Source organism: Actinocorallia aurea, from assembly GCF_054783995.1.
The window spans coordinates 283,835-308,939 of the sequence record NZ_BAAGPQ010000024.1 but is presented as its reverse complement, the minus strand read 5'-3'; the positions used below and the strand labels follow the sequence as shown (position 1 = coordinate 308,939).

Annotated in this window: 25 protein-coding genes, 1 tRNA gene and 1 pseudogene; 15 read left to right on the top strand and 12 right to left on the bottom strand. The window is 71.6% G+C overall.

Going from position 1 to position 25,105, the window contains the following annotated elements:
* From ACYVOM_RS28535 to ACYVOM_RS28520, 4 genes and pseudogenes are all read left to right on the top strand, one after another.
* Nucleotides 1-428 (top strand): annotated as a pseudogene (locus ACYVOM_RS28535) (hypothetical protein); the annotation flags it as partial.
* 112 nt (nt 429-540) lie between these two features.
* A complete protein-coding gene (locus tag ACYVOM_RS28530) occupies nt 541-1,929 on the top strand; it encodes a family 2B encapsulin nanocompartment shell protein (protein WP_460306607.1) in 1,389 nt (462 codons plus the stop codon).
* Nucleotides 1,930-2,017: 88 nt separating this feature from the next.
* Nucleotides 2,018-4,363, top strand: a complete 2,346-nt coding sequence (locus ACYVOM_RS28525) for a terpene synthase family protein (RefSeq protein ID WP_460306606.1) — start codon at nt 2,018-2,020, stop codon at nt 4,361-4,363.
* 11 nt (nt 4,364-4,374) lie between these two features.
* Complete coding sequence (locus ACYVOM_RS28520) at nt 4,375-5,382, top strand: polyprenyl synthetase family protein (protein ID WP_460306605.1); 1,008 nt, start codon at nt 4,375-4,377, stop codon at nt 5,380-5,382.
* Between the two features lie 99 nt (nt 5,383-5,481).
* On the opposite strand, the gene ACYVOM_RS28515 is transcribed toward ACYVOM_RS28520, so the two are convergent.
* Both ACYVOM_RS28515 and ACYVOM_RS28510 read right to left on the bottom strand, forming a co-directional pair.
* Nucleotides 5,482-6,039: a 3'-5' exonuclease gene (locus ACYVOM_RS28515; RefSeq protein ID WP_460306604.1), complete on the bottom strand. Its 558-nt coding sequence runs from the start codon at nt 6,037-6,039 to the stop codon at nt 5,482-5,484.
* 121 nt (nt 6,040-6,160) lie between these two features.
* The gene (locus tag ACYVOM_RS28510) at nt 6,161-6,742 is read right to left on the bottom strand and encodes a TIGR03086 family metal-binding protein (RefSeq protein WP_460306603.1); all 582 of its coding nucleotides are present in this window, start codon (nt 6,740-6,742) and stop codon (nt 6,161-6,163) included.
* A 62-nt stretch (nt 6,743-6,804) separates the two neighbouring features.
* Between ACYVOM_RS28510 and ACYVOM_RS28505 the strand changes: the two genes are divergently transcribed.
* Nucleotides 6,805-7,650, top strand: a complete 846-nt coding sequence (locus ACYVOM_RS28505) for an AraC family transcriptional regulator (RefSeq protein WP_460306602.1) — start codon at nt 6,805-6,807, stop codon at nt 7,648-7,650.
* Nucleotides 7,651-7,702: 52 nt separating this feature from the next.
* Here the strand turns inward: ACYVOM_RS28505 and ACYVOM_RS28500 are convergent, their stop codons facing one another.
* From ACYVOM_RS28500 to purU, 7 genes are all read right to left on the bottom strand, one after another.
* Nucleotides 7,703-8,962, bottom strand: coding sequence for a serine hydroxymethyltransferase (locus ACYVOM_RS28500; RefSeq protein WP_460306601.1), 1,260 nt, complete (start codon nt 8,960-8,962; stop codon nt 7,703-7,705).
* Nucleotides 8,959-9,345: a glycine cleavage system protein GcvH gene (gcvH, locus tag ACYVOM_RS28495; protein WP_460306600.1), complete on the bottom strand. Its 387-nt coding sequence runs from the start codon at nt 9,343-9,345 to the stop codon at nt 8,959-8,961. Before gcvH ends, ACYVOM_RS28500 begins: the two co-directional genes overlap by 4 nt.
* A complete protein-coding gene (gene gcvT, locus ACYVOM_RS28490; RefSeq protein WP_460306599.1) occupies nt 9,342-10,463 on the bottom strand; it encodes a glycine cleavage system aminomethyltransferase GcvT in 1,122 nt (373 codons plus the stop codon). Before gcvT ends, gcvH begins: the two co-directional genes overlap by 4 nt.
* A gap of 571 nt (nt 10,464-11,034) precedes the next feature.
* Nucleotides 11,035-11,559 carry a hypothetical protein gene (locus ACYVOM_RS28485; protein WP_460306598.1) on the bottom strand — a complete coding sequence of 175 codons (525 nt, stop codon included), beginning with the start codon at nt 11,557-11,559 and terminating at the stop codon, nt 11,035-11,037.
* Entirely contained in the window at nt 11,559-12,161 is a 603-nt protein-coding gene (locus ACYVOM_RS28480) for a DUF6286 domain-containing protein (RefSeq protein ID WP_460306597.1), read from the bottom strand. The genes ACYVOM_RS28485 and ACYVOM_RS28480 overlap by 1 nt, the downstream gene beginning before the upstream one ends.
* A 91-nt stretch (nt 12,162-12,252) precedes the next feature.
* Nucleotides 12,253-12,840 (bottom strand): YdeI/OmpD-associated family protein, encoded by a 588-nt coding sequence (locus ACYVOM_RS28475; RefSeq protein WP_460306596.1) that lies wholly within the window; start codon nt 12,838-12,840, stop codon nt 12,253-12,255.
* Between the two features lie 152 nt (nt 12,841-12,992).
* Entirely contained in the window at nt 12,993-13,829 is an 837-nt protein-coding gene (gene purU / locus ACYVOM_RS28470) for a formyltetrahydrofolate deformylase (RefSeq protein ID WP_460306595.1), read from the bottom strand.
* Between the two features lie 133 nt (nt 13,830-13,962).
* Between purU and ACYVOM_RS28465 the strand changes: the two genes are divergently transcribed.
* The 4 genes from ACYVOM_RS28465 (at nt 13,963) to ACYVOM_RS28450 (ending at nt 18,401) form a co-directional block, all read left to right on the top strand.
* Nucleotides 13,963-14,817: a CE1 family esterase gene (locus ACYVOM_RS28465; RefSeq protein ID WP_460306594.1), complete on the top strand. Its 855-nt coding sequence runs from the start codon at nt 13,963-13,965 to the stop codon at nt 14,815-14,817.
* 72 nt (nt 14,818-14,889) lie between these two features.
* On the top strand, nt 14,890-16,077 hold the full coding sequence (locus ACYVOM_RS28460; RefSeq protein ID WP_460306593.1) for an amino acid deaminase/aldolase: 1,188 nt from the start codon (nt 14,890-14,892) through the stop codon (nt 16,075-16,077).
* A gap of 15 nt (nt 16,078-16,092) precedes the next feature.
* Nucleotides 16,093-17,142, top strand: a complete 1,050-nt coding sequence (locus ACYVOM_RS28455) for a carbohydrate kinase family protein (RefSeq protein ID WP_460306592.1) — start codon at nt 16,093-16,095, stop codon at nt 17,140-17,142.
* Nucleotides 17,139-18,401, top strand: coding sequence for a family 4 glycosyl hydrolase (locus tag ACYVOM_RS28450; RefSeq protein ID WP_460306591.1), 1,263 nt, complete (start codon nt 17,139-17,141; stop codon nt 18,399-18,401). The genes ACYVOM_RS28455 and ACYVOM_RS28450 overlap by 4 nt, the downstream gene beginning before the upstream one ends.
* 71 nt (nt 18,402-18,472) lie before the next feature.
* On the opposite strand, the gene ACYVOM_RS28445 is transcribed toward ACYVOM_RS28450, so the two are convergent.
* Nucleotides 18,473-18,808 (bottom strand): DUF3618 domain-containing protein, encoded by a 336-nt coding sequence (locus ACYVOM_RS28445; RefSeq protein WP_460306590.1) that lies wholly within the window; start codon nt 18,806-18,808, stop codon nt 18,473-18,475.
* A gap of 106 nt (nt 18,809-18,914) precedes the next feature.
* Here ACYVOM_RS28445 and bcp point away from each other — a divergent pair, with 106 nt between their 5' ends.
* The 6 genes from bcp (at nt 18,915) to ACYVOM_RS28415 (ending at nt 23,517) form a co-directional block, all read left to right on the top strand.
* Nucleotides 18,915-19,400: a thioredoxin-dependent thiol peroxidase gene (gene bcp / locus ACYVOM_RS28440; RefSeq protein WP_460306589.1), complete on the top strand. Its 486-nt coding sequence runs from the start codon at nt 18,915-18,917 to the stop codon at nt 19,398-19,400.
* A 40-nt stretch (nt 19,401-19,440) separates the two neighbouring features.
* Nucleotides 19,441-19,514: transfer RNA gene (locus tag ACYVOM_RS28435), tRNA-Leu, on the top strand.
* A 195-nt stretch (nt 19,515-19,709) separates the two neighbouring features.
* Nucleotides 19,710-20,564 carry an MEDS domain-containing protein gene (locus ACYVOM_RS28430; protein WP_460306588.1) on the top strand — a complete coding sequence of 285 codons (855 nt, stop codon included), beginning with the start codon at nt 19,710-19,712 and terminating at the stop codon, nt 20,562-20,564.
* Complete coding sequence (locus ACYVOM_RS28425; protein ID WP_460306587.1) at nt 20,564-21,514, top strand: anti-sigma factor RsbA family regulatory protein; 951 nt, start codon at nt 20,564-20,566, stop codon at nt 21,512-21,514. Before ACYVOM_RS28430 ends, ACYVOM_RS28425 begins: the two co-directional genes overlap by 1 nt.
* 168 nt (nt 21,515-21,682) lie before the next feature.
* On the top strand, nt 21,683-22,591 hold the full coding sequence (locus ACYVOM_RS28420) for an MEDS domain-containing protein (RefSeq protein ID WP_460306586.1): 909 nt from the start codon (nt 21,683-21,685) through the stop codon (nt 22,589-22,591).
* Complete coding sequence (locus tag ACYVOM_RS28415; protein ID WP_460306585.1) at nt 22,588-23,517, top strand: anti-sigma factor RsbA family regulatory protein; 930 nt, start codon at nt 22,588-22,590, stop codon at nt 23,515-23,517. Before ACYVOM_RS28420 ends, ACYVOM_RS28415 begins: the two co-directional genes overlap by 4 nt.
* Before the next feature lie 252 nt (nt 23,518-23,769).
* Here ACYVOM_RS28415 and rdgB read toward each other — a convergent pair whose 3' ends face one another.
* Complete coding sequence (gene rdgB / locus ACYVOM_RS28410) at nt 23,770-24,369, bottom strand: RdgB/HAM1 family non-canonical purine NTP pyrophosphatase (RefSeq protein ID WP_460306584.1); 600 nt, start codon at nt 24,367-24,369, stop codon at nt 23,770-23,772.
* On the bottom strand, nt 24,366-25,085 hold the full coding sequence (rph, locus tag ACYVOM_RS28405; protein WP_460306583.1) for a ribonuclease PH: 720 nt from the start codon (nt 25,083-25,085) through the stop codon (nt 24,366-24,368). Before rph ends, rdgB begins: the two co-directional genes overlap by 4 nt.
* Nucleotides 25,086-25,105 lie beyond the last annotated feature (20 nt).

The window sequence follows — 25,105 nt, the reverse complement described above, 5'->3', positions numbered from 1 at the left end:
TCGCCGCGCCCGGCCTGCGCCGCCCCACGCCCGCCGCACGGCCCGCGCCCGGTGCGCCGGCTCCGCAGGCGCCCGGCGCACCCGCGCCCGCCCCCGGCGCCCCCGTGCCCGCGCCCGGCGCGCCGGTGCCGAAGCCGGGGCAGCCGGTCGCGCAGCCCGCCGATCCCGCGCCGACGCCCGACCCGGACATCCCTCCGCCGGTCTCCCTCGTCGTGCCGCCGCCGACCGATCCGTCGCCCGCTCCGTCCGCCTCGCCGTCCGCCTCTCCTTCGGCGTCCCGTCCGACGGAACCGACCGTGCGTCCGAGACCGCGGGCGGCCTTCACTCCGCTGGAGGAAGAACGCGACCCGTTCGGCACCGTGCTCGCTGTGACCGTGGTGACGGCGGTCGTCTCGGCGGGCACCGGGACCGTCTTCCGCATCAGGTGACATCCGGTCTCCCCACTGTCACCCAACGGATAGATCACAACCTATTGCGATCATCAAATTACCGTTAGTAACTTCCCAACTGGCAAAGCTCCCCGAGCGAAAGCGGTAACGCATGACCGAGACAGTGGACCGCACCCAGCAGCAGCTCAGCCTCGGCACGGCGGCGGCCAAGAACCTGGCCTCCACCACCAAGACCCCGCCGCAGATGCAGGAGATCACCTCCCGCTGGCTGCTCAAGACCCTTCCCTGGGTGCAGGTCTCCGGCGGCACCTACCGGGTGAACCGGCGCCTGACCTACACGTTGGGCGACGGGCGGATCGAGTTCGTCTCGACCGGCTCCCGCGTCCAGGTGATCCCGGCGGAGCTGGCCGAGCTGCCGGTGCTGCGCGGATTCGACGACCCCGAGGTCCTCCAGGCCCTCGCCGAGCGCTGCGTGCAGCGCGAGCTGGCCCCCGGTGAGCTCCTCGCCGAGTCCGGCGCGGCGGCCGACCACGTCGTCTTGGTGGCCCACGGCAAGATCCAGAAGATCGGCACCTCGAAGTACGGCGAGGAGGCCCGCCTCGGCACCTATGCCGACGGCGAGTTCATCGGCTCCGACGCCCTGGTCGGCGAGCAGGAGTGGGAGTACACCCTTCGGGCGCAGACCCCGGTGACGGTGCTGACCCTGGCCCGGTCGGACTTCCGCCAGATCCGCGACTCCTCACCCGCCCTGCAGGCCCAGGTGGCGGCCTTCCTGGCCAGCCCGGTCCCCGAGCAGAACCACTACGGCGAGAAGTCCATCGACCTGTCGGCGGGCCACTCCGGCGAGCCGATCCTGCCCGGCACGTACGTCGACTACGAGGGTTCGCCGCGCGAGTACGACCTGTCGGTCGCGCAGACCGTCCTGCAGGTGCACACCCGCGTCGCCGACCTGTTCAACGAGCCCATGAACCAGGTCGAGCAGCAGCTCAGGCTGACCATCGAGGCCCTGCGCGAGCGCCAGGAGCACGAGATGATCAACAACCGCGAGTTCGGCCTCCTGCACAACGCCGACCTCCGCCAGCGCATCCAGACCCACAGCGGTCCGCCCACTCCCGACGACCTGGACGAGCTGCTGTCGCGCCGCCGCGGCTCGAAGTTCTTCCTCGCCCACCCCAAGGCCATCGCCGCCTTCGGCCGCGAGTGCAACAAGCGCGGCCTGTACCCGACCACCGCCGACATCGGCGGCCACCAGATCCCGGCCTGGCGCGGCGTCCCGATCTTCCCGTGCAACAAGATCCCGATCACCCCGCAGCAGACCAGCTCCATCATGGTCATGCGCACCGGCGAGGAGGAGCAGGGCGTCGTCGGCCTGCACCAGACCGGCATCCCCGACGAGTACCAGCCGTCCCTGTCGGTCAGGTTCATGGGCATCAACGACCAGGCCGTCATCCAGTACCTCGTCAGCGCCTACTACTCCTGCGCCGTGCTGGTGCCGGACGCCCTGGGCATCCTGGAGAACGTCGAGATCGCGCACACCTGACCGGTCTCCGGCGCGGGCCCCGCGGGCCCGCGCCGGGCCCCCGGGCACGGCCCGGAACGTGCGCCATCCCGACGACGGAGGAATCAGGATGCCCAAGCAGCCCTTCGAACTGCCCGAGTTCTACCTGCCCTATCCGGCTCGGCTGAACGAGAACGTCGAGTCGGCCCGGTCGCACGCCAAGGAGTGGGCGTGGGAGACGGGCATCCTCGGGTCGCCCGTCTGGACGGAGGAGGAGTACGACGCGCACGACTACGCCCTGCTGTGCGCCTACACCCACCCCGACTCCCCCGGGCCCGTCCTGGACACCGTCACCGACTGGTACGTCTGGGTCTTCTACTTCGACGACCACTTCCTCGAGCTGTTCAAGCGCACCGGCGACCTCACGGGTGCCCAGGAGTACCTCGACAGGCTCTCGCTCTTCATGCCCGTCGATCTCGCGGACGGCTTCCCGGAGGCGACGAACCCGGTCGAGAAGGGTCTTGCGGACCTGTGGGCCAGGACCGTCCCTGCGATGTCCCGGGAGTGGCGGGTGCGGTTCGCGGCGAACACCAGGGCGCTCCTTGAGGAGTCGCTGTGGGAGCTGGTGAACATCAACGCGGGGCGGATCGCCAACCCCATCGAGTACGTGGAGATGCGCCGGCGGGTGGGCGGCGCGCCCTGGTCGTCGGATCTCGTGGAGTACGCCGCCGACGCCGAGGTGCCCGCCGTGATCGCCGCCTCCCGGCCCGTCGGCGTCCTGCGAGACTCCTTCGCCGACGCCGTGCACCTGCGCAACGACCTGTTCTCCTATGAACGCGAGGTCGGCGACGAGGGCGAGCTGTCCAACGCGGTGCTCGTCTTCGAGGACTTCTTCGGCCACGACACGCAGACCGCCGCGGAGCTGACGAACGAACTGCTCAGCTCCCGGCTCTACCAGTTCGACCACACCGCCGTCACCGAGATGCCGCTGCTGCTCGCCGAGCACGGGATCGGCGCGGACGGCGCGGCGAAGGTCGCGGCCTGGGTCAAGGGGCTCCAGGACTGGCAGTCCGGCGGCCACGAGTGGCACCTGCGCTCCAGCCGCTACATGAACTCGGGCGCGGGCCTGCGCTACTCGCCTTCGGGCCTCGGCACCGCGGCGGCCCGGATGTTCCCGTCGCCGCAGAACCTCGGCGCGGGCAGGTTCCGCGCCTACACCCACCTCCCGTTCCAGAAGGTGGGCCCGACCCGCATCCCGGACATCGACCCGGCTTACCCGCTGGGGCTCAGCCCGCACCTGGACCACGCGCGGCGCGCGAACGACGCGTGGGCGCTCGGCATGGGCATCGGCGCACCGGGATCGCTGTGGACCGAACGGCAGCTCAAAGGCTTCGACTTCCCTCTGTGCTCGGCCGGGCTCGACCCCGACGCGAGCCCGGACGAACTCGCCCTCTCCGCCCAATGGCTGACCTGGGGCACCTACATCGACGACTGGTTCCCGCGCGTCTACGCCACGGCCAAGGATCCGCTGGGCGCCCGCGCGTTCGCGATCCGGCTCGGCTCCTTCATGCCGCTCGACCTCGGCGGGACGCCCCCGCCGCTCAATCCGGTCGAGGCGGGACTGGCCGATCTGTGGCGGCGCACCGCCGAGCCGATGTCGCAGCGCCAGCGGGCGGGATTCCACCGCGCGATCTCGATGATGATCGACGCGATGGCCTGGGAGGTGGGGAACCTGGTCCAGCACCGGCTGCCCGATCCCGTCGACTACGTGGAGATGCGCCGGGCCACGTTCGGCTCCCAGCTCACGATGTTCCTCTGCCGGCTCGCCCACGAGAAGGACATCCCGGACGAGTTCTTTGAAACTCGGACACTCCTCTCGATCAACAATGCGGTTTCTGATTTTGGAATGTTCACCAATGACCTTTTCTCCTATCAAAAGGAGATCGAATTCGACGATGAGCTGCACAACGTCGTCCTTATCCTGGAAAATTTCCTGAACATCGGGAAGGACGAGGCGGTCTCGACCGTCGCGCGGCTCATGGCCGACCGGCTCCGGCAGTTCGAGCACCTCGTCGAGGTCGAACTGCCCGTCGTGGCCGACCGGCTCGCCCTGGACTCCGCCGCCCGCGCCGCGGTGGAGGCCTACCTGGACGAGCTGCGCGACTGGATGGTCGGCATCATCCACTGGCACCGGCACACCAGCCGCTACGTGGAATCCGAGCTGAACCCCCTCGCCCACCTCAGCGCCCCGCGGAGCCTGACCGGCACCTCGGCGCTGCGCCCACCGGGAGCGGCCGCCGCCGTCCCCGTGCCCACCGGCGCGGGCTCCGCGGCGACGGCGACACCGGGCCGGGGCGGACGGCCCGCCGCGGCCACCACCGCGCCGCCCGCCGCCGAACACCGCCCGCCGCCCGTGCCGCTGTACCCGCGCGGCCTGGGCACGGCCGCCGCCCACCTTCCCCGACCGCACAGTTAGAGAGGCAGCACATGACAGCCGTACACGAGGTGGCGGAACAGGCAGCGGAAGTGCTGGCGCGCGGCCGGACCCTGGTCGAACCCGCGATGCGCGAAGCCGTCGACTCACTGCCCGACCCCGTCCGGCGGATCACCGGCTACCACATGGGCTGGTGGGACCACGACGGCAGACCCACCCCGTCCACGGGCAAGGCGCTGCGGCCCGCCCTCGCGGTGCTCGCCGCCGAGGCGGTCGGCGGCCGGGCCGAGGACGCGGTGCCCGCCGCCGTCGCGATCGAACTGGTGCACAACTTCTCACTGCTGCACGACGACGTCATGGACGGCGACGTGCTGCGCCGCCACCGCCCCACGGCCTGGCATCTGTTCGGGAACGGTCCCGCGGTCCTCACCGGCGACGTCCTGCTCGCGTTGGCCATCGAACTCGTCGCGTCCAACGGCCTGCCCGCCCGGATGGTCACCTCGGCGGTGCTCGACCTCCTGGACGGCCAGAACTCCGACCTGACCTTCGAGTCCCGCACCGACGTCACCCTCTCGGAGTGCGTGGCGATGGCGGTGAACAAGACCGGCGCCCTCGTCCGGTGCGCCTGCGCGCTCGGTGCCACGGCCGGCGGCGGCACCCCCGAGCAGGTCGCCTCCTTCGGCCTGTTCGGCGAGCACCTCGGCCTGGCCTTCCAGTACATGGACGACCTTCTCGGCATCTGGGGCGACCCGGCCGCCACCGGCAAGCCCGCCCATTCCGATCTGCTCAACCGCAAGAAGTCGCTCCCGGTCGTCGCCGCCCTCACCGCGGGCACCCGCGCCGCCCGCGCGCTGGCCGACGCCTACCACTCCCCCGACCCCCAGGACCCCGCCGAACTGGCCCGCCTCGTCGAGGAGGCCGACGGCCGCTCCTGGACCCTCGACCGCCTGGCCCAGCTCCGCAACCAGGCCACCGCCACCCTCACCGCCATGAACCTGGCCCCCGCCCCCACCGCCTCCCTCGTCACCCTCACCCGACTGGCCACCGACCGCACCCGCTAGTCCCCCGAACCGGACGGAGCGCGGCGCCCCCGACCCCCAGCCGCCCTCCGTCCTTTCTCCTTCCCAGCCGGGCCCCCTGCCTCGGCCGGGCCACCCGTCTCAGCCGGGCCACCTGCCGAGCGCCGCGAGGTGCGGCACCAGCGTCGCGGCGTTCCACGCGTCGTCGGCTCCCCTGTGCTCCGTCCCTTCGCCGACGAGCCCGGCGAGCCGCAGCGCCTCGGGCCGCGACGGGCGGTGCCCGAGCCCGTGCGCCTCCGCGAAGACCGCCTTGGCATCGGTGTGCCGGTCCGCGAACGGGTAGGGCACCCCGTCCCTGGCGCACTGGTCGCGGAAGATCTCGCGGTCGAACGCGCCCCAGCTCGCCCACGGCCGTCTTCCCGCGTCGTGGACGCGTACGAGGCGCGCGCACGCCTGTCCGAACGTCGGGGCCGCCGCGAGGTCGGCGACGGTGAGTCCGGTCAGCTCCGTGCAGAATTGCGACACGCGGGAGCGTCCGGGCCGGACCAGGACGCGGTCGCGGGCGAGCCGCGTTCCCGCGGCAAGGTCCACCACGCAGACCCCGATCTCGATGATCTCGGCGGCCTCACCCGGCGGCGGCGTCCGGCCCGGCCGGCAGGTCGCCTCGACGTCCACCACGTTCAGCAGCACCGCTCCCATGGGGCAGACGCTAGAGCCGCGCCCGCCGCCGGGCCGGGGACCGGTGTCCCGCCGGAGACCCGGCCCGGGTCAAGGACGGGGAGGTCCCGGCCCCGCGCGGGGCGATTGCCGCCCCCCAGGGTCAGGGGGTCCAGCGAGGGTCGCGGCCCGCCTCTGCGAGGGCCCGGTCCAGGGGAGGGGCGTCGGCGGGGACGGGGACCGAGGCCGCGAAGCCGTCGTATTGGCGGTACATGTCGGAGATCTCGGCCACCTCGGTGCAGAGAAGTTCGGCGGCCGGGTCGGAGAGGGTGAGGGTGGTGCCGACGGAGCGGGCGACGTCCCAGGTGTGCAGGGCAAGGTCGGCGAAGAGGATCCCGGCGAGGCGCGGGGCCGGGGTGGCGCCCATGCCGGACGTGATGTCGCCCTCCCACGTCTCCGGGCGCGACCAGACGGACAGGGCCCGGTCCAGGGTCGCGGCGTAGTCCTCGCGCCAGGTGGCGGCGGCCGTGAAGTCCGCCTCCAGGAGGTCCGCGGGGATCTCCGTGCGCAGGCCGCGGTGCTCCAGCGCGTGCGAGCTCCACAGGATCCAGTGGTTCACCAGGGCGCGCAGGTCGAACTCCGCGCACGGGGTGCGGGCGGCGAGGGCGTCCTGCGGGACGAGGGCGGCGACACGGACGGCTTCGGCGGCGGTCTCGGTGAGCGCCTTGAGGAGGTCTTCGTTCATGTGTTCGAGGCTAGTGCGGCGTTCGGCTGCGGTCTTGGACAAACGCGACCTAGGCTGGGGCGATGACGCAGGCGATGGAACCCGAGGTCACGACCGGTGGGGGCGGGACGGGTGGGAGCGGGACGCTGGATGCGCGCGGGATCGTGCGGCCCGGCGAACTGGCCCGGCACATCACGCTGGACAGGCGGGAACCCTGCCCTCGCCTCGCGCCGTTCGTCGACTACCACTGGAGCGTGCGGTGGCGGGTCGCCGAACCCCACGACGCCAAGGTCCTCAGCCATCCGAACGTGCACCTGGTCTTCGAACCGGAAGGGCCCTACCTCTACGGCGTCGACCGCGGCCTGTTCGTCCGGCATCTCACCGGCCAGGGGCACGTGCTCGGCGTGCGGTTCCTGCCGGGGGCCTTCCGGGCGTTGCACGGCGGTCCCGTGTCCGCGCTGGCCGACCGCAGGATCGGCGCCGCCGAGGTCTTCGGCCCGGCCGTCGGCGAGGTCAACGCCGCGATCCAGTCCCGTGACGACGTCGGCGAGATGGCCAGGGACGCGGAGGACTTCCTGATCCCGTTGCTGCCCGCCGCGCCCGACCCCCAGGCCGTCCGCGCCGCCGAACTCGTCGCGGCGTTCACGGCCGAGCCGTCCCTCTTCCGCGTCGACGACGCCGCCGAAGCGGCCGGCCTGTCCGTCCGGGGCCTCCAGCGCCTCTTCGCCGACTACGTCGGCGCCTCCCCCAAATGGGTCCTGCGCCGCGCCCGCCTGCACGAGGTCGCCCAGCGCGCGGCGGCCGGCGCCGACGTCGACTGGCCCGCGCTCGCCGCCGACCTCGGCTACACCGACCAGTCCCACCTCATCCGCGACTTCACCGGCGCGGTCGGCGAAAGCCCCGCGAAGTACGCGCGCGCCGCGTCCTGAGACCGTCGAAGCCCCGCCCGGAACGCATCCGGGCGGGGCTTCGACGCGGGTACTACAGGCCCGGGTACAGCGGGTGCTTGTCCGCCAGCGCCTTGACGCGGGCGGACAGGGCCGCGGCGTCGAAGGTCGGCTGGAGGGCCAGGGCGATGACGTCGGCGACCTCGGTGAAGTCGTCGGCGGTGAAGCCGCGGGTGGCCAGGGCCGGGGTGCCGATGCGCAGGCCCGAGGTGGTCATCGGGGGGCGCGGGTCGTTCGGGACGGCGTTCCGATTGACCGTGATGCCGATCTCGTGGAGGCGGTCCTCGGCGTCGCGGCCGGTCAGCTCGGAGTCCACGAGGTCGACCAGGACCAGGTGCACGTCGGTGCCGCCGGTGAGGACCTTGACGCCCGCCTTGGCGGCGTCGTCGGCCAGGAGGCGCTCGGCGAGGATCTTCGCGCCCTCGACGGTGCGCTGCTGGCGCTCCTTGAACTCCTCGGACCCGGCGATCTTCAGCGCGACGGCCTTGGCGGCGATCACGTGCTCCAGCGGGCCGCCCTGCATGCCGGGGAACACCGCGGAGTTGATCTTCTTGCCGAGCTCCTCGCGGGCGAGGATCAGACCGCCGCGCGGACCGCCGAGGGTCTTGTGCGTGGTGGTGGTGACGATGTCGGCGTAAGGCACCGGGGACGGGTGCAGGCCGGCCGCGACGAGGCCCGCGAAGTGCGCCATGTCGACGAACAGGAGCGCGCCCACGGAGTCGGCGATCTCGCGGAACTTCGCGAAGTCGAGCTGGCGGGGGTAGGCCGACCAGCCCGCGACGATCATCTTCGGCCGGTGCTCGGCGGCGAGCGCCGCGACCTCGGCCATGTCGACCCGGCCGTCCTCGGGGCTGACGTGGTAGGGCACCACGTTGAGGAACTTGCCGGAGTAGTTGATGCGCATGCCGTGCGTCAGGTGGCCGCCGTGCGCGAGGTCGAGGCCGAGGATGGTGTCACCGTGGTCGAGCAGCGCGAAGTAGACCGCGGTGTTGGCCTGGGCGCCCGAGTGCGGCTGGACGTTGGCATGCTCGGCGCCGAACAGGGCCTTGGCCCGGTCGATCGCGAGCTGCTCGGTGACGTCGACGTACTCGCAGCCGCCGTAGTAGCGCTTGCCGGGGTAGCCCTCGGCGTACTTGTTGGTGAGGACCGAGCCCTGCGCCTCAAGGACGGAGACGGGGGCGAAGTTCTCCGACGCGATCATCTCAAGGGTGTGCTGCTGGCGGCCCAGCTCGGCGCGTACCGCGTCGTAGACCTCGGGGTCGACGTCGATGAGGTGCTCGAAAAGGGTGCTCATGCTTCCTCGATGATCTTGTTGTAGGACTCGGCGTCGAGCAGGTCCGGCTGGTCCTCGTCGATCCGGATCTTGAAAAGCCAGCCCTCGCCGTAGGGGTCGGAGTTGATGATCCCCGGGTCGTCGACGACCGCCTGGTTGACCGCGACGATCTCGCCGGACAGGGGCGAGTAGATGTCGGAGACCGACTTGGTCGACTCGGCCTCGCCGCACGGGTCTCCCGCCGTGACGGCGTCGCTTTCCGCGGGCAGCTGGACGAACACGATGTCGCCGAGGGCGTCGGCGGCGTAGTCGGTGATCCCGACGGTCACGATGCCGTCCTCACCCTCCAGGCCGGAGACCCACTCGTGCTCCTCGGTGTAACGGAGCTGCTCAGGAACACTCACTTGTTCGTCCTCTTGTTGCGATCGTCACGGGTGTAGAAAGGCAGGTCGACCACGTCGACCGCCTCGTGTTTGCCGCGGATGTCCACGGCGACGGGCCTCGACCCCCGCGCGACCAGGGCCAGCGCGATCGGCTTGCCGAGCGTCGGCGACGGCGCCCCGCTGGTGACGGCGCCGCAGGGGGCGCCGTCCTCGCCGATCACGGCGTATCCGGCGCGCGGGACCCGCCTGCCGGTGGCGACCAGCCCGACCAGCTCCTGCTGGGGCCCGGCGTCGGCCACCGCGGCGAGGGCGTCCCGCCCCACGAACTCCTTCTCCAGCCGGACGACGCGGCCGAGGCCTGCGTCGTACGGGGTGATCTGAGCGGTCAGCTCATGCCCGTACAGCGGCATTCCGGCTTCGAGCCGGAGGGTGTCGCGGGCGGACAGCCCGCAGGGCGTGAGGTCGGCTCCGCCTGCCTCGGTGAGGGCCCGCCACAGGGGCTCGGCGTCCTCGGCCGCGACGAACAGCTCGAAGCCGTCCTCCCCGGTGTAGCCGGTGCGCCCGATGAACGCCGACCGGCCCGCGACAGTGCCGCTGACCAGCGCATAGTACTTCAGGGCCGACAGATCGGTGTCGGTCAGCCGGGCGACGATCCCGGCGGACTTCGGACCCTGGACGGCGATCAGCGCGTAGGAGTCGGAATCGTCGGACACGGAGGCCTCGTACCCCTTGGCCCGGTCCGTCAGTTCGGCGGCGACGACCTCGCGGTTGGCGGCGTTGGCGACGACCATGAAGCCGTGGTCGCTGAGCCGGTAGACGATGAGGTCGTCCAGCACCCCGCCCTCGGGGTCGACGATCATCGTATAGCGGGCGCGGCCGTTGGCCAGGGCCGAGGGGGTGCCGACGAGCGCGTGGTCGAGGGCCTCGGGCGCCTGAGCGCCGGTGACGAAGATCTCACCCATGTGGGAGATGTCGAAGATTCCGGCGCTGTTGCGGACCGCGTTGTGCTCGGCGGTCTCCGAGCCGTAGCGCAGCGGCATCAGATAACCGGCGAAGTCCACGAGGGTGCCGCCGAGTTCGCGATGGATCTCCAGAAGCGGCGTGGTCTTGGCGGGTTGCGCCGAGGAGGTGGCGGACACGGTGGGCTGGCTCCTTGGTGACCGTGAGTGCGTCGGACGGAACCCATCGTCCCATCCACGGGTACGGGCCCGTGACCTGCCCCTGCACTCTATCGCCGTGGCGAGACCGGCGGCGCGGACGATTCCGCGGCGCCGGCCTCAAGCAGAAGGTCCAGCCAGTTCGTCTCGGATGATCGAAGTCCCCTCTCTCCCTGGAACCCGCTCCAAAGAGCGACTCACCAAAACCCTACGAACCCCCCACCCCCAACACACCCGCAAACCCTACAAATACCGGTAGAGCACTCTTTAGACCCCCTTCCCACAACCCACCCGCGCTGGGCCGCCAACGACCCGCCCGGGACCGAACCGTGCAACGACGCCCGCACGCGCCCCCGGACGAGCCGACCGTCCAACGGCACGACCACGGACGCGGCCCGGACGGCCCCGCCCAGGGCCCGTCCCCGAGCCGAAACGGCCCCGAGGCAGGCGCGGTCACGCGACGGACGCGGGTGCTTGCGGGTGCGCGGGTACGGGTACGGGTGCGCGGGTGCTTGCGGGTGCGGGTGCTTGCGGGTGTTGGTGGCGGGGAGGGTCAGGCGAGGCGGGTTTCGTGGTAGACGAGGCGGAAGCGGACGACGGAGTGGAGGCCGGAGAGGCCGACGGCCTCGCGGAAGCGGGCCAGCGGGGCCTCCCGGATCAGGCCGAGGAGGAGGCCGAGGTCGGCGCTCTCCTCGCAGGAGACGTGCAGGACCAGGCGGGAGCGCGAGCGCGAGCCGGTCAGGCGCAACTCGACCTCCTTGACGCCGGGAAGGTTCTGGAGTTCGGAGGTCAGATCGGCCAGGGCCGCGCGGGTGCGCACCCGCCGGGCCCCGCGCATCAGCGGGAACCGGCGCAGGGCCGCGGCGCGTCCTTCGGCGACGAGCCAGTACAGGCCCGCGCCCGCGGCGACCGTCAGGCAGGCGGTGAGCAGCGGCCAGAACCAGGCGTGCTGGGCGGCGAAGGACGCGACATCCGCGCCGAGCACCGGCCCGCCGCCGGAGTTCGCGCGAAGACGCAGCACGATCCCGCCGGCCGCGCACAGCGCGAAGCCGGTCAGCAGGAGTCCGGGGCGCGCCATCAGCGCCGCCAGACGATGGACAGGGCGAGCTCGCGGTCGCGGACGGGCTCGATCTCACCGAGGCGGTGCACGACGGCCCGGCGCACCAGATCGGCGAGGTTGCCCGGGTTGCGGTACCCGGTGGCGACCTCGAGTTCGATCTTGCGCCCGATCCTCGCCCGGGCCCCGGTGACCCCGGCCACGCCCCGGGCCGCGTTCTCCACGGACCTGGCGAGCGCGTCGCGGCTGAGCGCCGCCGACATCCCGGGATCGGCCCCGAGGATCGGCTCCGCGGGGTGCCTGGCCGGCCAGACCGCGTGCGCGAGCAGCGCGATCCCGCCCAGCAGCAGCCCCCAGCCCGCGCGCGCCACCGAAGGGTCGGACCAGGACCGCGCGCGCAGGTCGGCCGCGATCGCCTCGGTGAGTTCCGGGGGCACCGCGTGCATCCCGTGTCTTCGCGCGACGATCTCGGCCGCCGCCGCCGCGCACACCGCGGTGACGACCGCGGCGGCGACGAGCGCGGCGACGGTCCGGCGCGGCTGGAACTCCTCCTCCGACCGCAGCCGGCTCTGCCTGCGCAGGGCGGTGTCCCCGAACAGCTCTGTGACCAGCGTCTCAGCCATGGACACGCACAGTAACGGCCCGGGCGTATGGAGCCTTGCCCGACAGGTCCATGATCAAGAAAAGCCGGGTGCTGAAAGGGCAGGTCCCGCCTCAGTGCAGGGTCTTTCCCTCCTTCAACATCTGGACGAACTTCACGATCCGGGCAGCTCGGGTCTCGGCACGCTTCGCCTCCTCGACCCGGAAGACCACCGCGAACCGGTTCTGCGAGCTCAGGCCGGCGAAGAACGCCGCGGCCTCCGGCTCGGCGTCGAGCGCCGCCTGGAGATCCGGCGGCACCTCCCGGCTGGACTGCGGCGCGTACGCCGACTCCCACCGGCCGTCGGCCTTGGCGGCCTCGACCTGGGCCAGCCCCGCCGGACGCATCCGGCCCGCCGCCTCCAGGGCGGCGACCTTCTCGGTGTTGATCCGCGACCAGCGGCTGCGTGGTCGGCGCGGGGTGTACTTCTGCAGGAAATGGGTGGCATCCAGGCTTTTGCGCTGGCCGTCGATCCAGCCGAAGCAGAGGGCGTGGTCCAGCGCCTCGGGCGCGCTCACCGAGGCGATGCCGGTCGCCTTCTTGGCGATCTTGATCCAGACGCCGTCGGCCGTGCCGTGCTCGGCCTCCAGCCACGCCTCGAAGTCCGCCGCCGACGCGAACTCCAGAACCGGCAGCCCGTCCGCGTCCACCGCGCCCGCCATGCCCGCTCCCGCCGCACCCGTGCCGTCTACACCCGCGCTGCCCACGCTAGTGCCGCCCACACCAGTCTCACTCACACCATTGATGCCCGTCTCCCCGTCCATACCCCGACGCTAACCGCAGGGTCTGACAGTTTCGCGGGATCAGCGGGATGTCAGCGGAAGACGACCGTCTTGGCGCCGTTCAGCACCACGCGGTGCTCGGCGTGCCAGCGCACCGCGCGCGCCAGGGCCAGGCACTCCATGTCGCGGCCGACCCTGCGCAGGTCCTCGGGCGTATGGGTGTGGTCGACCCGCGCCACCTCCTGCTCGATGATCGGCCCCTCGTCGAGGTCGGGCGTGACGTAGTGGGCGGTCGCGCCGATCAGCTTGACGCCCCGCGCGTGCGCCTGGTGGTAGGGCTTGGCGCCCTTGAACGACGGCAGGAACGAGTGGTGGATGTTGATCACCCGGCCCTGGAGCTTGGCGCACAGGTCGTCGGTGAGGATCTGCATGTACCGGGCGAGGACGACGAGGTCGGCCTTGTAGTGCTGGACGAGCGTCAGGACCTCGGCCTCCTGCGCCGCCTTCCCCATCGACATCGGCAGATGGTGGTAGTCGATCCCGTAGGACTGGGTGAGGGGCCGCATGTCGGGGTGGTTCGAGACGACCGCGACCACGTCGATGTCCAGCAGCCCGGAACGCGTCCGGAACAGCAGGTCGTTCAGGCAGTGCCCCTCGCGGGACACCATGATCAGCACCTTCATCCGGCTCGCCGCGTCGCCGAGGTGCCAGTCGAAGGAGAACTCGGTCGCGATCGGCGCGAACAGCGTCTGGAGTTCGGCGAGGGGCAGTTGGGAGTCGAACTGCACCCGCAGGAAGAACCGCCCGGCGGACTGGTCGCCGTACTGCTGGCTCTCCGTGATGTTGCAGTCCTTGTCGGCCAGCAGTCCCGAGACCGCCGCCACGATCCCGGGCCGGTCCGGACATGACAGCGCCAGGATGTAACTCAAGTCCTCTGCCCTCACAGCCTGCTAGGAATCTGCGAAGTCTATGCGCTGGCGCCCTCGCCGCGGAGCGGCGCCCGGCGGGAAGGCCGGGCGACGCCCTTCGCGGGCGGCGGCGCCCGGGGTTAGGTTCGAAGGCATGCGACGGTTCGGGGCTCTCATCGCGATCTGTGCCCTGCTCGTCGGCTGCACCGCTCCCGGTGCGCCCGACGGCGGCACTCCGACAGGCGGCGGCGGCTTCGGCGACGTGCCTTCCGAGGCCGGGACGCACCGGCTGCGGATCGACGTCGAGGGGCCCGGCAGGCGGGAGTACCTGGTGCGGGTGCCTCCGGACGCGGAGAAGGGCATGCCGCTGGTCCTGGCGGTGCACGGCGGGGCCTCGAACGCGGAGCGGTTCGAGAAGGACTCGGGCTTCGACCGGGTGGCCGACCGGGAGAAGGTGCTCGTCGCCTATCCGGACGGGTTCGCGCTGAGCTGGAACGCGGGGGCGTGCTGCGGTCCGGCGAAGGCCGCGAAGGTCGACGACGCGGGCTTCCTCCGGCAGTTGATCGACCATCTCGTCGACGTGGGCGCCGCCGATCCGGAGCGGGTGTTCGTGGCGGGCTTCTCCAACGGCGGCGGAATGGCCTACAAGCTGGCGTGCGAGGGCCCGGGGCGGGTCGGGGGGATCGGGGTGGTGTCGGCCTCGCTGGTCATCGCGTGCGCGCCGGACGAGCCCGTCTCGGCGATGATCGTGCACGGTCGCAAAGACACGTCGGTGCCTTATGGCGGCGGCGGGCGGCGGGACTTCGACGACGACCGCCCCTTCGCGCCGGTCTCCAAGGCCGTCGCGTTCTTCCGTGGGAAGGCCGGGATAGCGCGCTTGTCGCCGGACAAGGGGTGCCGTTCCGGGGACCGGCGAGGGGTCGTCGTCCGCTTCTGCCCGCACGACGGGGGGCACGTGTGGCCGGAGGGCATGGCCGAGGACCTTTGGGAGTTCTTCGACGCCCTGTGACCTTGCCCCGCGACCAGGGGGAATGGACGTGAAGTCTTTTCATGTTTCGGGTTGTGTGGCAGGCTGGACATCATGGACCCCCTGAAGCTGAAGGCGCGCTACGACGCGGCCACCGCCGCGTTCGACGCTCCGTTCGCGATCGTCGACCTCGACGCGTTCCGCGCGAACGCGGCCGACCTCGTGCGCCGAGCGGGGGGCAAGCCCATCAGGGTCGCCAGCAAGTCGGTCCGGGTCCGGGCGCTGCTGGACGAGGTGCTCAAGACCGACGGCTTCGCCGGGATCATGGCCTTCACGCTGCCCGAGGCGCTGTGGCTCGCCGAGCACCGGACCAGCGAAGACATCCTCGTCGCCTACCCGACGGCCGACCGCGGCGCCCTCCGCCGCCTCGCGGACGACGCGCACGCCGCGTCCGTCGTCACCCTGATGGTCGACTGCTTCGAGCACCTCGAACTCCTGCCGTCCGACGGCCACCCGATCCGCGTCTGCATGGACATCGACGCCGGCTACCGGGTGCTCGGCGGCCGGATCAAGGTCGGCGCGCAGCGCTCCCCGATCGTCACGCCCGCCCAGGCCCGCGCGTTCGCCGAGGAGATCGCCAAGCGCCCGCACCTGCGCCTGGTCGGCATCATGGGCTACGAGTCGCAGATCGCCGGCGTCGGCGACGCCCCCGCGGGGCAGCCCGCGAAGGCCAGGATCATCCGCGCCATGCAGTCGCGCTCCCGGCTGGAACTCGCGGCGCGGCGCGGCGAGATCGTGCGCCGGGTCCGCGAGGTAGCCGACATCGAGTTCGTCAACGGCGGCGGCACCGGCAGCGTCGAGTGGACGGTCGCGGAGCGGGCGATCACCGAGGTCGCCGCGGGCTCCGGCCTGTTCCTCCCGCACCTCTTCGACCACTACACCGCGTTCCACGGCACCCCCGCCGCGCTGTTCGCACTCCCCGTCGTCCGCCGCCCCGGCCCTGGCGTCGCGACCTGCCTCGGCGGCGGCTACCTCGCGTCCGGCCCCGCCGACGCGCTGCGCCTTCCGCAGCCGTACCTGCCGCCCGGCCTGAAGTTCACCGCCTTGGAGGGCGCCGGCGAGGTCCAGTCCCCGCTCACCGGCGACGCCGCCGACCGGCTCGAGGTGGGCGACCGCGTCTGGTTCCGGCACACCAAGGCCGGAGAACTCTGCGAGCGTTTCGAGGCCGTACATTTGGTCTCGGGCGAGCGCACCGTTCGCACCGTCCCCACCTACCGTGGCGAGGGACAGACCTTCCTTTGATCCGGAGGTGGGCCGATGAGCGACCCGTGCGGCGGGCGCCCCGAGCCGACCTCCACGGGCCTCGACGTCTTCCTGTCCGGCCAGGTCTACATGGACATGATCTTCACCGGGCTGCCCGGGCCGCCCCCTCCCGGCGGCGAGGTCATCACCGACGGCCTGGGCTCGGCCCCCGGCGGCGTCGCCAACATGGCGGTCGCGATGAGCCGGCTCGGGCTGCGCGTAGGGCTGGCCGCCGCCTTCGGCGACGACCTCTTCGGCACCTACCTCTGGGACACCCTCGCCGACCAGGAGAACGTCGACCTCACCTGGTCGCGCCGGATGCCCGGCTGGTCGAGCCCGGTCACCGTCTCCCTCGCCTATGACGCCGACCGCAGCATGGTCACGTACGTCAACCCGCTTCCGCCGCTCGCCCCCGTCGGCGCCCCTCCCCCGGCCCGGACCTGCGTGATCGACATCGCCCAGCCCGTCCCGCCGTGGGCGGTGGAGCTGCGCGCGGCGGGCGGGCTCGTGGTCGCCGACCTCGGCTGGGACCCCACCGAGACCTGGTCGGCCGACGTGCTCGACCGGCTCAGGCACGTCGACGTCTTCCTGCCCAACGCCGTCGAGGCGATGGCCTACACGCGCACCTCCACGGCGGCCGCCGCGCTGGAGCACCTGGCCCGGCTCGTGCCGACCGTCGTCGTCAAGCGCGGGTCGGCCGGGGCGCTGGCCGCGCACGGCGGCGAGCGCGCCGCCGAGCCCGCGCTGCCCGTCGACGCGCTCGACCCGACGGGCGCGGGAGACGTGTTCTGCGCCGCGTTCGTGTACGGCACCCTCGCCGGATGGGGGCTCTCGCAGCGGCTGCGGTTCGCCAACCTGTGCGCGGGCCTGTCCGTGCGGCACTACAGCGGCTCGCTGGGGGCGCCCTGCTGGGGCGAGATCGCCGCGTTCGGCGAGTCCGGCGAGGTGCCCGTCGAGGTGCTGGAGGGCTACTCCTTCGTCGTCGACCACATCCCCGACTCCGAGCTGGACCGCGGACCCGAGTCCGTCATGCGGGCCCAGCCGACCTTGAGAGGACGCCAGTGAAGATCGCCGTCGTGGGCGCGGGAAGCGGCTACCTGCCCGGGGTCGTGCGCGGGGTGCTGCACCGGGCCGACGACCTGCGGGGCGCCGAACTCGCCTTCCACGACGTCGACGTCCCCGCGATGGAGCTGATGGCGCGCCTGGCCCGCGGCATGCTCAAGGGCCTGTGCCGGGTCACCGAGCATCCCGCGCTGAAGACCGCGCTCGAAGGCGCCGACTTCGTCTTCACCACGTTCCGCCCCGGCGGCATGGCCGCCCGGCACCTGGACGAGGCGATCCCGCTGGGGCACGGGGTCGTCGGCCAGGAGACCGCGGGGCCTGGCGGGTTCCTCATGGCCTGCCGGTCGGTCCCGGTGCTGCTGGAGCTCGCCGAGCTCGCGCCCGAGAACGCCTGGATCGTCAACTACACCAACCCGACCAGCGTCGTCACCGACGCGGTGCTCCAGCGGTTCCCGGGCCGCCGGTTCCTCGGCCTGTGCGACCAGAGCGTCGGCGACACCGAGATGTGGGAGGCGCTGCTCGGCCTCGACGGCCTGGAGCCCGACTGGATCGGGCTCAACCACCTGACCTGGGCCGACACCGTCCGCCACAAGGGGCGGACCCTCGACCTTCCGCCTCTGCTCGCCGCCCTGGCGCCCCCGGACGGCGGCGCGACGCCCTGGCGGGACCCCTCCCGGATGGCGGACCTCGGCAAGGCCCTCGGATTCCTGCCCAACTCGTACGCGAAGTACTACTTCTTCCATGACGAGGTCGTCGCGGAACTGCGCGCCAAGGGCACCACCCGCGCGCAGGACATCATGGCCGCCCTTCCCGCGTTCTACGCCCAGGTCGAAGCCGAGTCCCGCAAGGCCGACCCCGATCCGTCGCGCGAGCGGGGCGGCGGCGAGCACGGCGAGTTCGCGATCGACGTCATCTGCGCGATCGCCGGCGACGAGGGCCGCCGGATGGTGCTGAACGTGCCCAACGCCGGGCGCGCGATCGCGTCGCTGCCCGCGGACACCGTGGTGGAGATCCCGTGCCGGGTGGACGCGCGGGGCGCCGCGCCGCTGCCCGTCGGCGACCTGCCGCTGCCGGTGCGCGGGCTCACCCAGGCGGCGGCCTGCTACGAGCGGCTCGCCTCGCGGGCCGCGACCACCGGCGACCGCGCGGTGGCGCTCCAGGCGCTGATGGCGCACCCCTTCACGCCGGGCAAGCGCGCGGCCGAGGCGATCCTCGCCGAGGGACTCGCCGCGCACGCCGCGGACCTGCCGCAGTTCGCCTGAGCCGGAAGCGCAGGCGGCGGGGGCGGTGGCAGTGGCGGCCGGGTCAGTGCGGCGGGGTCAGATCGGCAGGGTCAGATCGGCAGGGTCAGCTCCAGCCGGGTGCGCTTGGCCGAGCGGCGCGAGCCGACGACCAGCAGCAGGGTGACGCCCGCGACGAGCGCGCTTCCGGCGATGAGCAGCCGCTTGCGCTGCTCCTGCGACAGCGGCGACTCCTGCCCTTCCTTGGGCGAGACGATGGAGCCGAGGGCCTGCGCGACCTGGGTGATCTCCTCGCGGGCGCGCTCGCCCGTCCGGTGCACGACCGCGGCGGGCGCGACGCGCTTGGCGAGGTCGTCGATGTTGCGTGCGAGGTCGGCGAGCTCTCCCTCGATCTCCTGCTTGATCAGGTCAGGATTCCTGTCGGCCATCCCGCGTCCCCATGTGTCGGCGTAGTGTCAGGTGTGTCGATCAGTCTCGCAGGTCGTGCCGGTGCGCGCCTCCGCGAGGTCCCGGTAAATTGGACCGGCGGCACTCATGGCGAAAGGACCCAAGGTGACAAATCGTCTTGAACCAGGCGATGAAGCTCCGGATTTCACCCTCAACGACTCCGAAGGCAAGCCCTTCACCTTGTCCTCGCTGCGCGGCGACCGGGTGATCCTGTACTTCTACCCCGCCGCCATGACCCCCGGCTGCACCAAGGAGTCCGTCGACTTCGAAGGCGCGCTGCCCGCGCTCGCCGAGGCCGGCGTCAAGGTCGTCGGCATCTCCCCCGACGCCCCCGCGAAGCTCGCCAAGTTCGCCGAACGCGACGGCCTCACCTTCCCGCTCCTGTCGGACCCTGACAAGGAGGTCCTCCAGGCCTACTCCGCGTACGGCGAGAAGAAGCTGTACGGGAAGGTCACCGTCGGCGTCATCCGCTCCACGTTCATCATCGACGCCGAAGGCAAGGTCGAGAAGGCGTACTACAACGTGAAGGCCACCGGGCACGTCGCCCGGATCCGGCGCGAACTCGCGCTCTGATCACCCCGGGCGTCCCGCTGATATCGTCGGGATTCCCCCAGGGGCCGTAGCCCAATTGGCAGAGGCCGGCGGTTTAGGTCCGTCGTGTTGTGGGTTCGAGTCCCACCGGCCCCACCCCGTCGAAGGCGGCACCGCGATCGCGGGCCGCCTTTCGCGTCATAAGGCCGGGTCCGGCCAGCTCCGACGGTGAGATGGGACTCCGAGCGCACCTCCGTCGATATCTGAAAAATCGGCAGGACGTGCCGCGCTCCGGACGCGTACCCTGGACGGATCGACGTCGTGGGGGCGCGTTTAAGGATGCGGAACGCCATGCAGGTGCGACGACCGGTCAGAGACCTTCTGCCCGGTGACCATGCCTGGCTCCCGTACGCCTCCGACGAGGAGCAGGGCCACGTGATCGGCCCGTGGATCTCCGACGGCCTGGAGATCCGCGACAAGGTCATCTACGTCACCGACGCCGAGCACTGGCAGCTCCCCGGCCTGTACGGCCAGGACTTCTCCCGCGAGATACGGGCCGGCCTGCTCACCCTGATCCCGATCGGCGAGGCCTGCCTCACCAAGGGCATGTTCGACCCGAACAAGCTGCTCGGCACACTCTCCGACGAGATCGCCAAGGCCGAGGAGCAGGAGTTCCGCGGCATCCGCGTCACCGCCGAGAACTCCTGGGTGCTCGGCCAGCCGTTCGGCGACTCCCGGGTCGACTTCTGCGAGCAGCGGCTCGACGCCAGGGTCGCGCCCAGCGTGTCGGTCACCGCGATCTGCCAGACCGACACCCGGCAGTGCCGCGGCGGCCAGTACGCGCTCCTCGACTCCCACCACGAGGTCAGGGTCCTGCCGAACCCCGACTTCGACGATCCGCAACTGACCATCACGCGCACGTTCCAGCCGACCGGCCTGCACCTTCGCGGCGAGATCGACGGCTCCCGGCGCATCCGCTTCGCCGAGGCGCTGAACAACCTCCCCCGCGAAGCCGAGACGATCGAACTCGACCTGAACGAGGTCACGTTCGTCGGCCTCGACGCGTTCAAGGCGCTCACCGGGTTCACCCGCAAGCGCGGCCCCCGGTTCAAGGTGATCCTCCGCAACGTGGATCCGGTCGTGCGCTCCGTCATCGACGTGGTCGGCCTCGCGAGGCTGCCCGGAATCGAGCTGGGTGACAGCTGATGCCCCTCACACACGCGGTCCTGTCCTATCCGGACGAGGACGCGTTCCTCGCCGCCGCCGTCCCCTTCCTTCGGGACGGAGCCTCGGACGGCGTGCCCGTCCTCGCCGTCACGGTGGGCAAGACCGAGCTGCTGCGCAGGGAACTCGCCGCCCATGACGGCGCGATCTCCTACATCGACTCCACCGACTTCTACCTGCACCCCGCCCGGATCGTCGCGCGGGTCCTGGACCTCGCCGAGCACGAGACGGGCGCGGGAGGCATCCGGCTGCTCGGCGAGCAGACCTGGCACGGCCGCACACCCCTGGAGAACCAGGAGTGGCAGCGCGTCGAGGCGCTCGTGAACCTCGTGTTCGCCCAGACGCGCGCCCAGATCCTGTGCGCCTACGACGCGCGGCTGCCCGAGCACGTCCTGAAGGTCGCGCGCCTCACCCACCCCGAGTTCGCCGAAGGGCGCGGACGGATCCAGAACCCCGCCTACCAGAGTCCGCACGACTACCTGTCCTCGGCGGACCGCCAACCGCTGGAGCCCGCGCCGCGCGACTCCGCGCTCCTGCCCGTCAGCTCCCGCGACCTGCACGGCCTGCGCGCGCTCGTCAGCGCGCACGCGCGCCGGCACGGGGTCGGCGGCACCCTCCTGCACCAGTTGCTCGTCGCCGTCACCGAGGTCGCCACCAACGCGCTCGACCACGGCGAGCCCCCGGTGACGCTCCGGCTGTGGCCGGCGGCCGGAGAACTCGTCTGCGAGGTCGCCGACGTGGGCGAGTGGTCGCCGGACGGGCCCGAGCACACCGGGCACGTCCCGCCCCGGCCGCACGAGCGGGCGAAGCTCGGGCTGTGGGCGGTGCGCATGCTCACCGGAGCGGTCCAGGTCCGCACCGGGCCGCAGGGCACGCGGGTGCGCATCCACACGCCGCTCGGCCGCGCCGCAGCGGTGCGGCTTCCGGTCTGAAGTGAAGATTCCTCCACCGATCGGGAGGACTTTTCAGATACCCGGAGGAACAAATCCACAGAACCGGTCACTCTGCCCTCGAATGCGCTCCGGGCGGCGTAGTGTGGTCGACACCAACGGCTACCACAGACGACCCAGCACGCACATCGCGGACCACCGCGGAGCACCATGGACGTATCTGAGCACGGAACATCCGGCTGGAGCACGACCCGGTCGGTAGGGGACCTCCGTCCCGGCGATCACGCATGGCTCGCCTCCGCCCATCCCGACGAGAAGCGCCGCGTGATGGGCGACTTCGTCTACGACGGGCTGAGCGCGGCCCAACGCGTCGTGTGCGTCACCGACACGCCCGCGCAGCACCTCCCGGGCATGTTCGACAGGCACAACATCGACGTGCGCCCCTTCGCCGAGGCGGGCCATCTCGAAGTGATCCCGTGGCGGCGCGCCTGCGCCCGAAACGGCCGCGCCGACCCCGACATGCTCGGCCGGACCCTGGAACGCGAACTGGACCGGGCCTTCGAAGGCAGGTTCCGCGCGGTCCGGATCACCGCCGACATGACGTGGGCGGCCGGGCTTCCCGGCGGGATGGAGTTCATGCTGGCCTGCGACGGTGCCATGGAGCACCTCGTCGGGCCGAGCACGCAGGCGATGGCCGTCTGCCAGGTAGACACGCGCGCCGTCCGCTCGGCCGACGCGCTCCACGCGTTGCAGAACCACCACGAGGTCATCGTCGAAGTGAACCCCGATTATGACGACGGCGTGCTGCGCCTGGTCCGCACCTACGCACCGCACGGCCTGCGCCTGGAAGGCGAGATCGACAGCGCCAGGCACCCGGTCCTCACCGCGGCCCTGTCCACGGTCAGTGCCCCGCGGGCCGAGGTCCATCTGGAGCTCGGCCGACTGAAGTTCATCGACCTGGGAGCGCTGAAAATGCTGGGCGCGAACGCACTGGAACTCACCCGAGGCAACGGCATCGTCCTCGACAACCCGACCCCCGACCTGGAGAACGTCATCCGCATGGTCGGCTTCCACCTGTTCCCGGGCATCACCCGCGGCAGGGGCTGGAGGACCATGTGACCGCGCAGAGCCTGAGCCATCAAGCGCTCCTGTACGGCAAGGACGAGGAGTACCTCGCCACCGCGGTCCCCTACGTCCGCGAAGGCCTCGCCGAAGACGCGATGATCATCGCGGCGATCCCGAGCCGCTGCTACACCGCGGTCCGGGACGTGCTCGGCGACGTCATCTCCATGTTCGCGCCCGCCGAGGTCTTCTACCGCCACCCCGTCCGGACCATCGCCCAGTACATGGACATCGTCCGCTCCGCCGAAGGCCGCCCCGTCCGCGCCCTCGCCGAGGTCGCCTGGCAGGGCCGCACCCCGTGGGAGGCCCGCGAATGGGCCCGCTACGAGTCGCTGGTGAACACCGTCTTCGACAACCGCGGCGTCAGCGTCATCTGCTCCTACGACCGCCGCGTCATCGGCGAGGACATCGAGTCCGAGGCCCGCCGCACCCACCCGCAGCTCCTCGACGGCGGCATGTTCCCCGCGTACAACGACTCCTACGAGCACACCGACCTCTACAACTCCCGCGCCGACAAGGCCCCGTTGCCCCAGGTCCCCGACCACGCCGTCCGCCGGGACGTCACCTCCCTGGACCTGGTCGGCATGCGTTCCTTCGTCAAGGACCACTGCGCCAGCTTCGGCATGACCCCGCTGGCCACCGGCCGCTTCGTCACCGCCGTCAACGAGATCGCCACCAACGCCCTCACCCACGGCACCCCGCCCGTCCAGCTGAAACTCTGGACCGCCGACGACCTGGCCTTCGCCGAGGTGGCCGACATAGGCCTCTGGCACCCCGACGAGCTGGAAAGCTACCTCCCCCCGGAGTCCGCCAACACCCCTTCCTTCGGCCTCTGGTCCGCCCGCATGCTCGTCGACCTGGTAGAAATCCGCGCCGGCTACAACGGCACCCAGGTCCGCCTCCGATCGGCTCTCACCGACTGACGTCGCCCACCCGCAGTCAGGTGGAGGTCGGGTAGAGGTCGACGCGTTCGGGTGGGCCCAGCGGCGGTGGCCTTCGGGGACGCGCTCGGGCAGTGCGCCGCATCGAATGGCTCCGGGATGGTCGCGCGGGTAGGCGCGAGTCGGGGATCTTCCGCAAGGTGCCGCGCTGTTCTTCGATGCGGGCGGGCAGCGCCTTCGCGTGGAGACGCGTCGGCCCCGTCCCAGAAGGAACGGGGCCGGGGCGGTGCGGGGTCAGGCGCGTAGGGAGGCGGCCAGGGCGCGGAAGGCGTGGCCTCGGTGGCTCAGGGCCGATTTCTCGTGGGGGGAGAGTTCGGCGGCGGTGCGGTGCTGGCCCGCGACCTCGAAGACGGGGTCGTAGCCGAAGCCGTTGGAGCCGCGGGGCTCGCGGGTGATGCGGCCTTCCATGCGGCCTTCGAAGACCTCTTCCCGGCCGCCGGGGCGGACGATGGCGGCGGCGCAGACGAAGTGGGCGCCCCGGTCGAAGTCCTGCACGTCCGCCAGCTGGTCCAGGACCAGCTGGAGGTTCGCGGCGTCGACGCCTTCGGGGAACTCGGCGCCGTAGCGGCCCGACCAGCGGGCCGACAGGACGCCGGGCATGCCGTTCAGGGCGTCGACGCACAGGCCGCTGTCGTCGGAGACCGCGGTGAGGCCCGTGTGGGCGGCGATCGCGCGGGCCTTCAGCAGGGCGTTGCCGGCGAAGGTCAGTTCGGTCTCCGGGACCTCGGGGGCGTCGGGGAACGCCTCAAGGCCGACGACTTCGAAACCGGCCAGCAGATCGCGGAGTTCGCGGACCTTGCCCTGGTTGCGGGTGGCCAGCACCAGCGTCGTCATCGCGCGAGGGCTTCCTTCTGCATCATGGTGAGGTCCACGCAGCCGAGCTGGGCGAGGTCGAGGAGCTCGTTGAGCTGGTCGCGTGAGAAGGGCACGCCCTCGGCGGTGCCCTGGACCTCGATGAGGCGGCCGTCGCCGGTGCACACGACGTTCATGTCGGTGTCGGCCTTGACGTCCTCGGCGTAGCAGAGGTCGAGGCGGGACTCGCCGTCGACGACGCCGACGCTGATGGCGCTCACCGAGGTCAGCAGCGGGTCGCCCTTCGTCAGGCGCTTGTCCCGCATCCAGGTGACGGCGTCGGCCAGCGCCACGTAGGCGCCGGTGATCGCCGCGGTGCGGGTGCCCCCGTCGGCCTGGAGCACGTCGCAGTCGATCGTGACGGTGTTGGTGCCCAGCGCCTTGAAGTCGACGACGGCCCGCAGGGAGCGCCCGATCAGCCGGGAGATCTCCTGGGTGCGCCCGCCCAGCTTGCCCTTGACCGACTCGCGGTCGTTGCGGGTGTTCGTGGCGCGCGGCAGCATCGCGTACTCGGCGGTGATCCAGCCCATGCCGCTGTCCCGGCGCCAGCGCGGCACCGAGTCCTGGACGGAGGCGGCGCACAGGACCCTGGTGCCGCCGAACTCGACGAGCACCGAGCCTTCGGCGTGTTCGAGCCAACCGCGCTGGATACGGACATGTCGGAGCTGGTCGTTCACACGACCGTCAGGGCGAGGCATACCGCCCAGCCTACCGTCGG

Bases quoted from the DNA above. Each gene is read 5' to 3' on its own strand.
- ACYVOM_RS28420 (WP_460306586.1), top strand. From the start codon at position 21,683: ATGGACGTATCTGAGCACGGAACATCCGGCTGGAGCACGACCCGGTCG.
- ACYVOM_RS28500 (WP_460306601.1), bottom strand. From the start codon at position 8,962: ATGAGCACCCTTTTCGAGCACCTCATCGACGTCGACCCCGAGGTCTAC.
- ACYVOM_RS28430 (WP_460306588.1), top strand. From the start codon at position 19,710: ATGCAGGTGCGACGACCGGTCAGAGACCTTCTGCCCGGTGACCATGCC.
- ACYVOM_RS28485 (WP_460306598.1), bottom strand. From the start codon at position 11,559: ATGGCGCGCCCCGGACTCCTGCTGACCGGCTTCGCGCTGTGCGCGGCC.
- rph (WP_460306583.1), bottom strand. From the start codon at position 25,085: ATGCCTCGCCCTGACGGTCGTGTGAACGACCAGCTCCGACATGTCCGT.
- ACYVOM_RS28460 (WP_460306593.1), top strand. From the start codon at position 14,890: ATGGACCCCCTGAAGCTGAAGGCGCGCTACGACGCGGCCACCGCCGCG.
- ACYVOM_RS28505 (WP_460306602.1), top strand. From the start codon at position 6,805: ATGACGCAGGCGATGGAACCCGAGGTCACGACCGGTGGGGGCGGGACG.
- ACYVOM_RS28475 (WP_460306596.1), bottom strand. From the start codon at position 12,840: ATGGCGGGCGCGGTGGACGCGGACGGGCTGCCGGTTCTGGAGTTCGCG.
- ACYVOM_RS28465 (WP_460306594.1), top strand. From the start codon at position 13,963: ATGCGACGGTTCGGGGCTCTCATCGCGATCTGTGCCCTGCTCGTCGGC.
- ACYVOM_RS28480 (WP_460306597.1), bottom strand. From the start codon at position 12,161: ATGGCTGAGACGCTGGTCACAGAGCTGTTCGGGGACACCGCCCTGCGC.
- ACYVOM_RS28525 (WP_460306606.1), top strand. From the start codon at position 2,018: ATGCCCAAGCAGCCCTTCGAACTGCCCGAGTTCTACCTGCCCTATCCG.
- rdgB (WP_460306584.1), bottom strand. From the start codon at position 24,369: ATGACGACGCTGGTGCTGGCCACCCGCAACCAGGGCAAGGTCCGCGAA.
- ACYVOM_RS28520 (WP_460306605.1), top strand. From the start codon at position 4,375: ATGACAGCCGTACACGAGGTGGCGGAACAGGCAGCGGAAGTGCTGGCG.
- ACYVOM_RS28445 (WP_460306590.1), bottom strand. From the start codon at position 18,808: ATGGCCGACAGGAATCCTGACCTGATCAAGCAGGAGATCGAGGGAGAG.
- bcp (WP_460306589.1), top strand. From the start codon at position 18,915: ATGGCGAAAGGACCCAAGGTGACAAATCGTCTTGAACCAGGCGATGAA.
- ACYVOM_RS28515 (WP_460306604.1), bottom strand. From the start codon at position 6,039: ATGGGAGCGGTGCTGCTGAACGTGGTGGACGTCGAGGCGACCTGCCGG.
- ACYVOM_RS28530 (WP_460306607.1), top strand. From the start codon at position 541: ATGACCGAGACAGTGGACCGCACCCAGCAGCAGCTCAGCCTCGGCACG.
- ACYVOM_RS28455 (WP_460306592.1), top strand. From the start codon at position 16,093: ATGAGCGACCCGTGCGGCGGGCGCCCCGAGCCGACCTCCACGGGCCTC.
- ACYVOM_RS28425 (WP_460306587.1), top strand. From the start codon at position 20,564: ATGCCCCTCACACACGCGGTCCTGTCCTATCCGGACGAGGACGCGTTC.
- ACYVOM_RS28510 (WP_460306603.1), bottom strand. From the start codon at position 6,742: ATGAACGAAGACCTCCTCAAGGCGCTCACCGAGACCGCCGCCGAAGCC.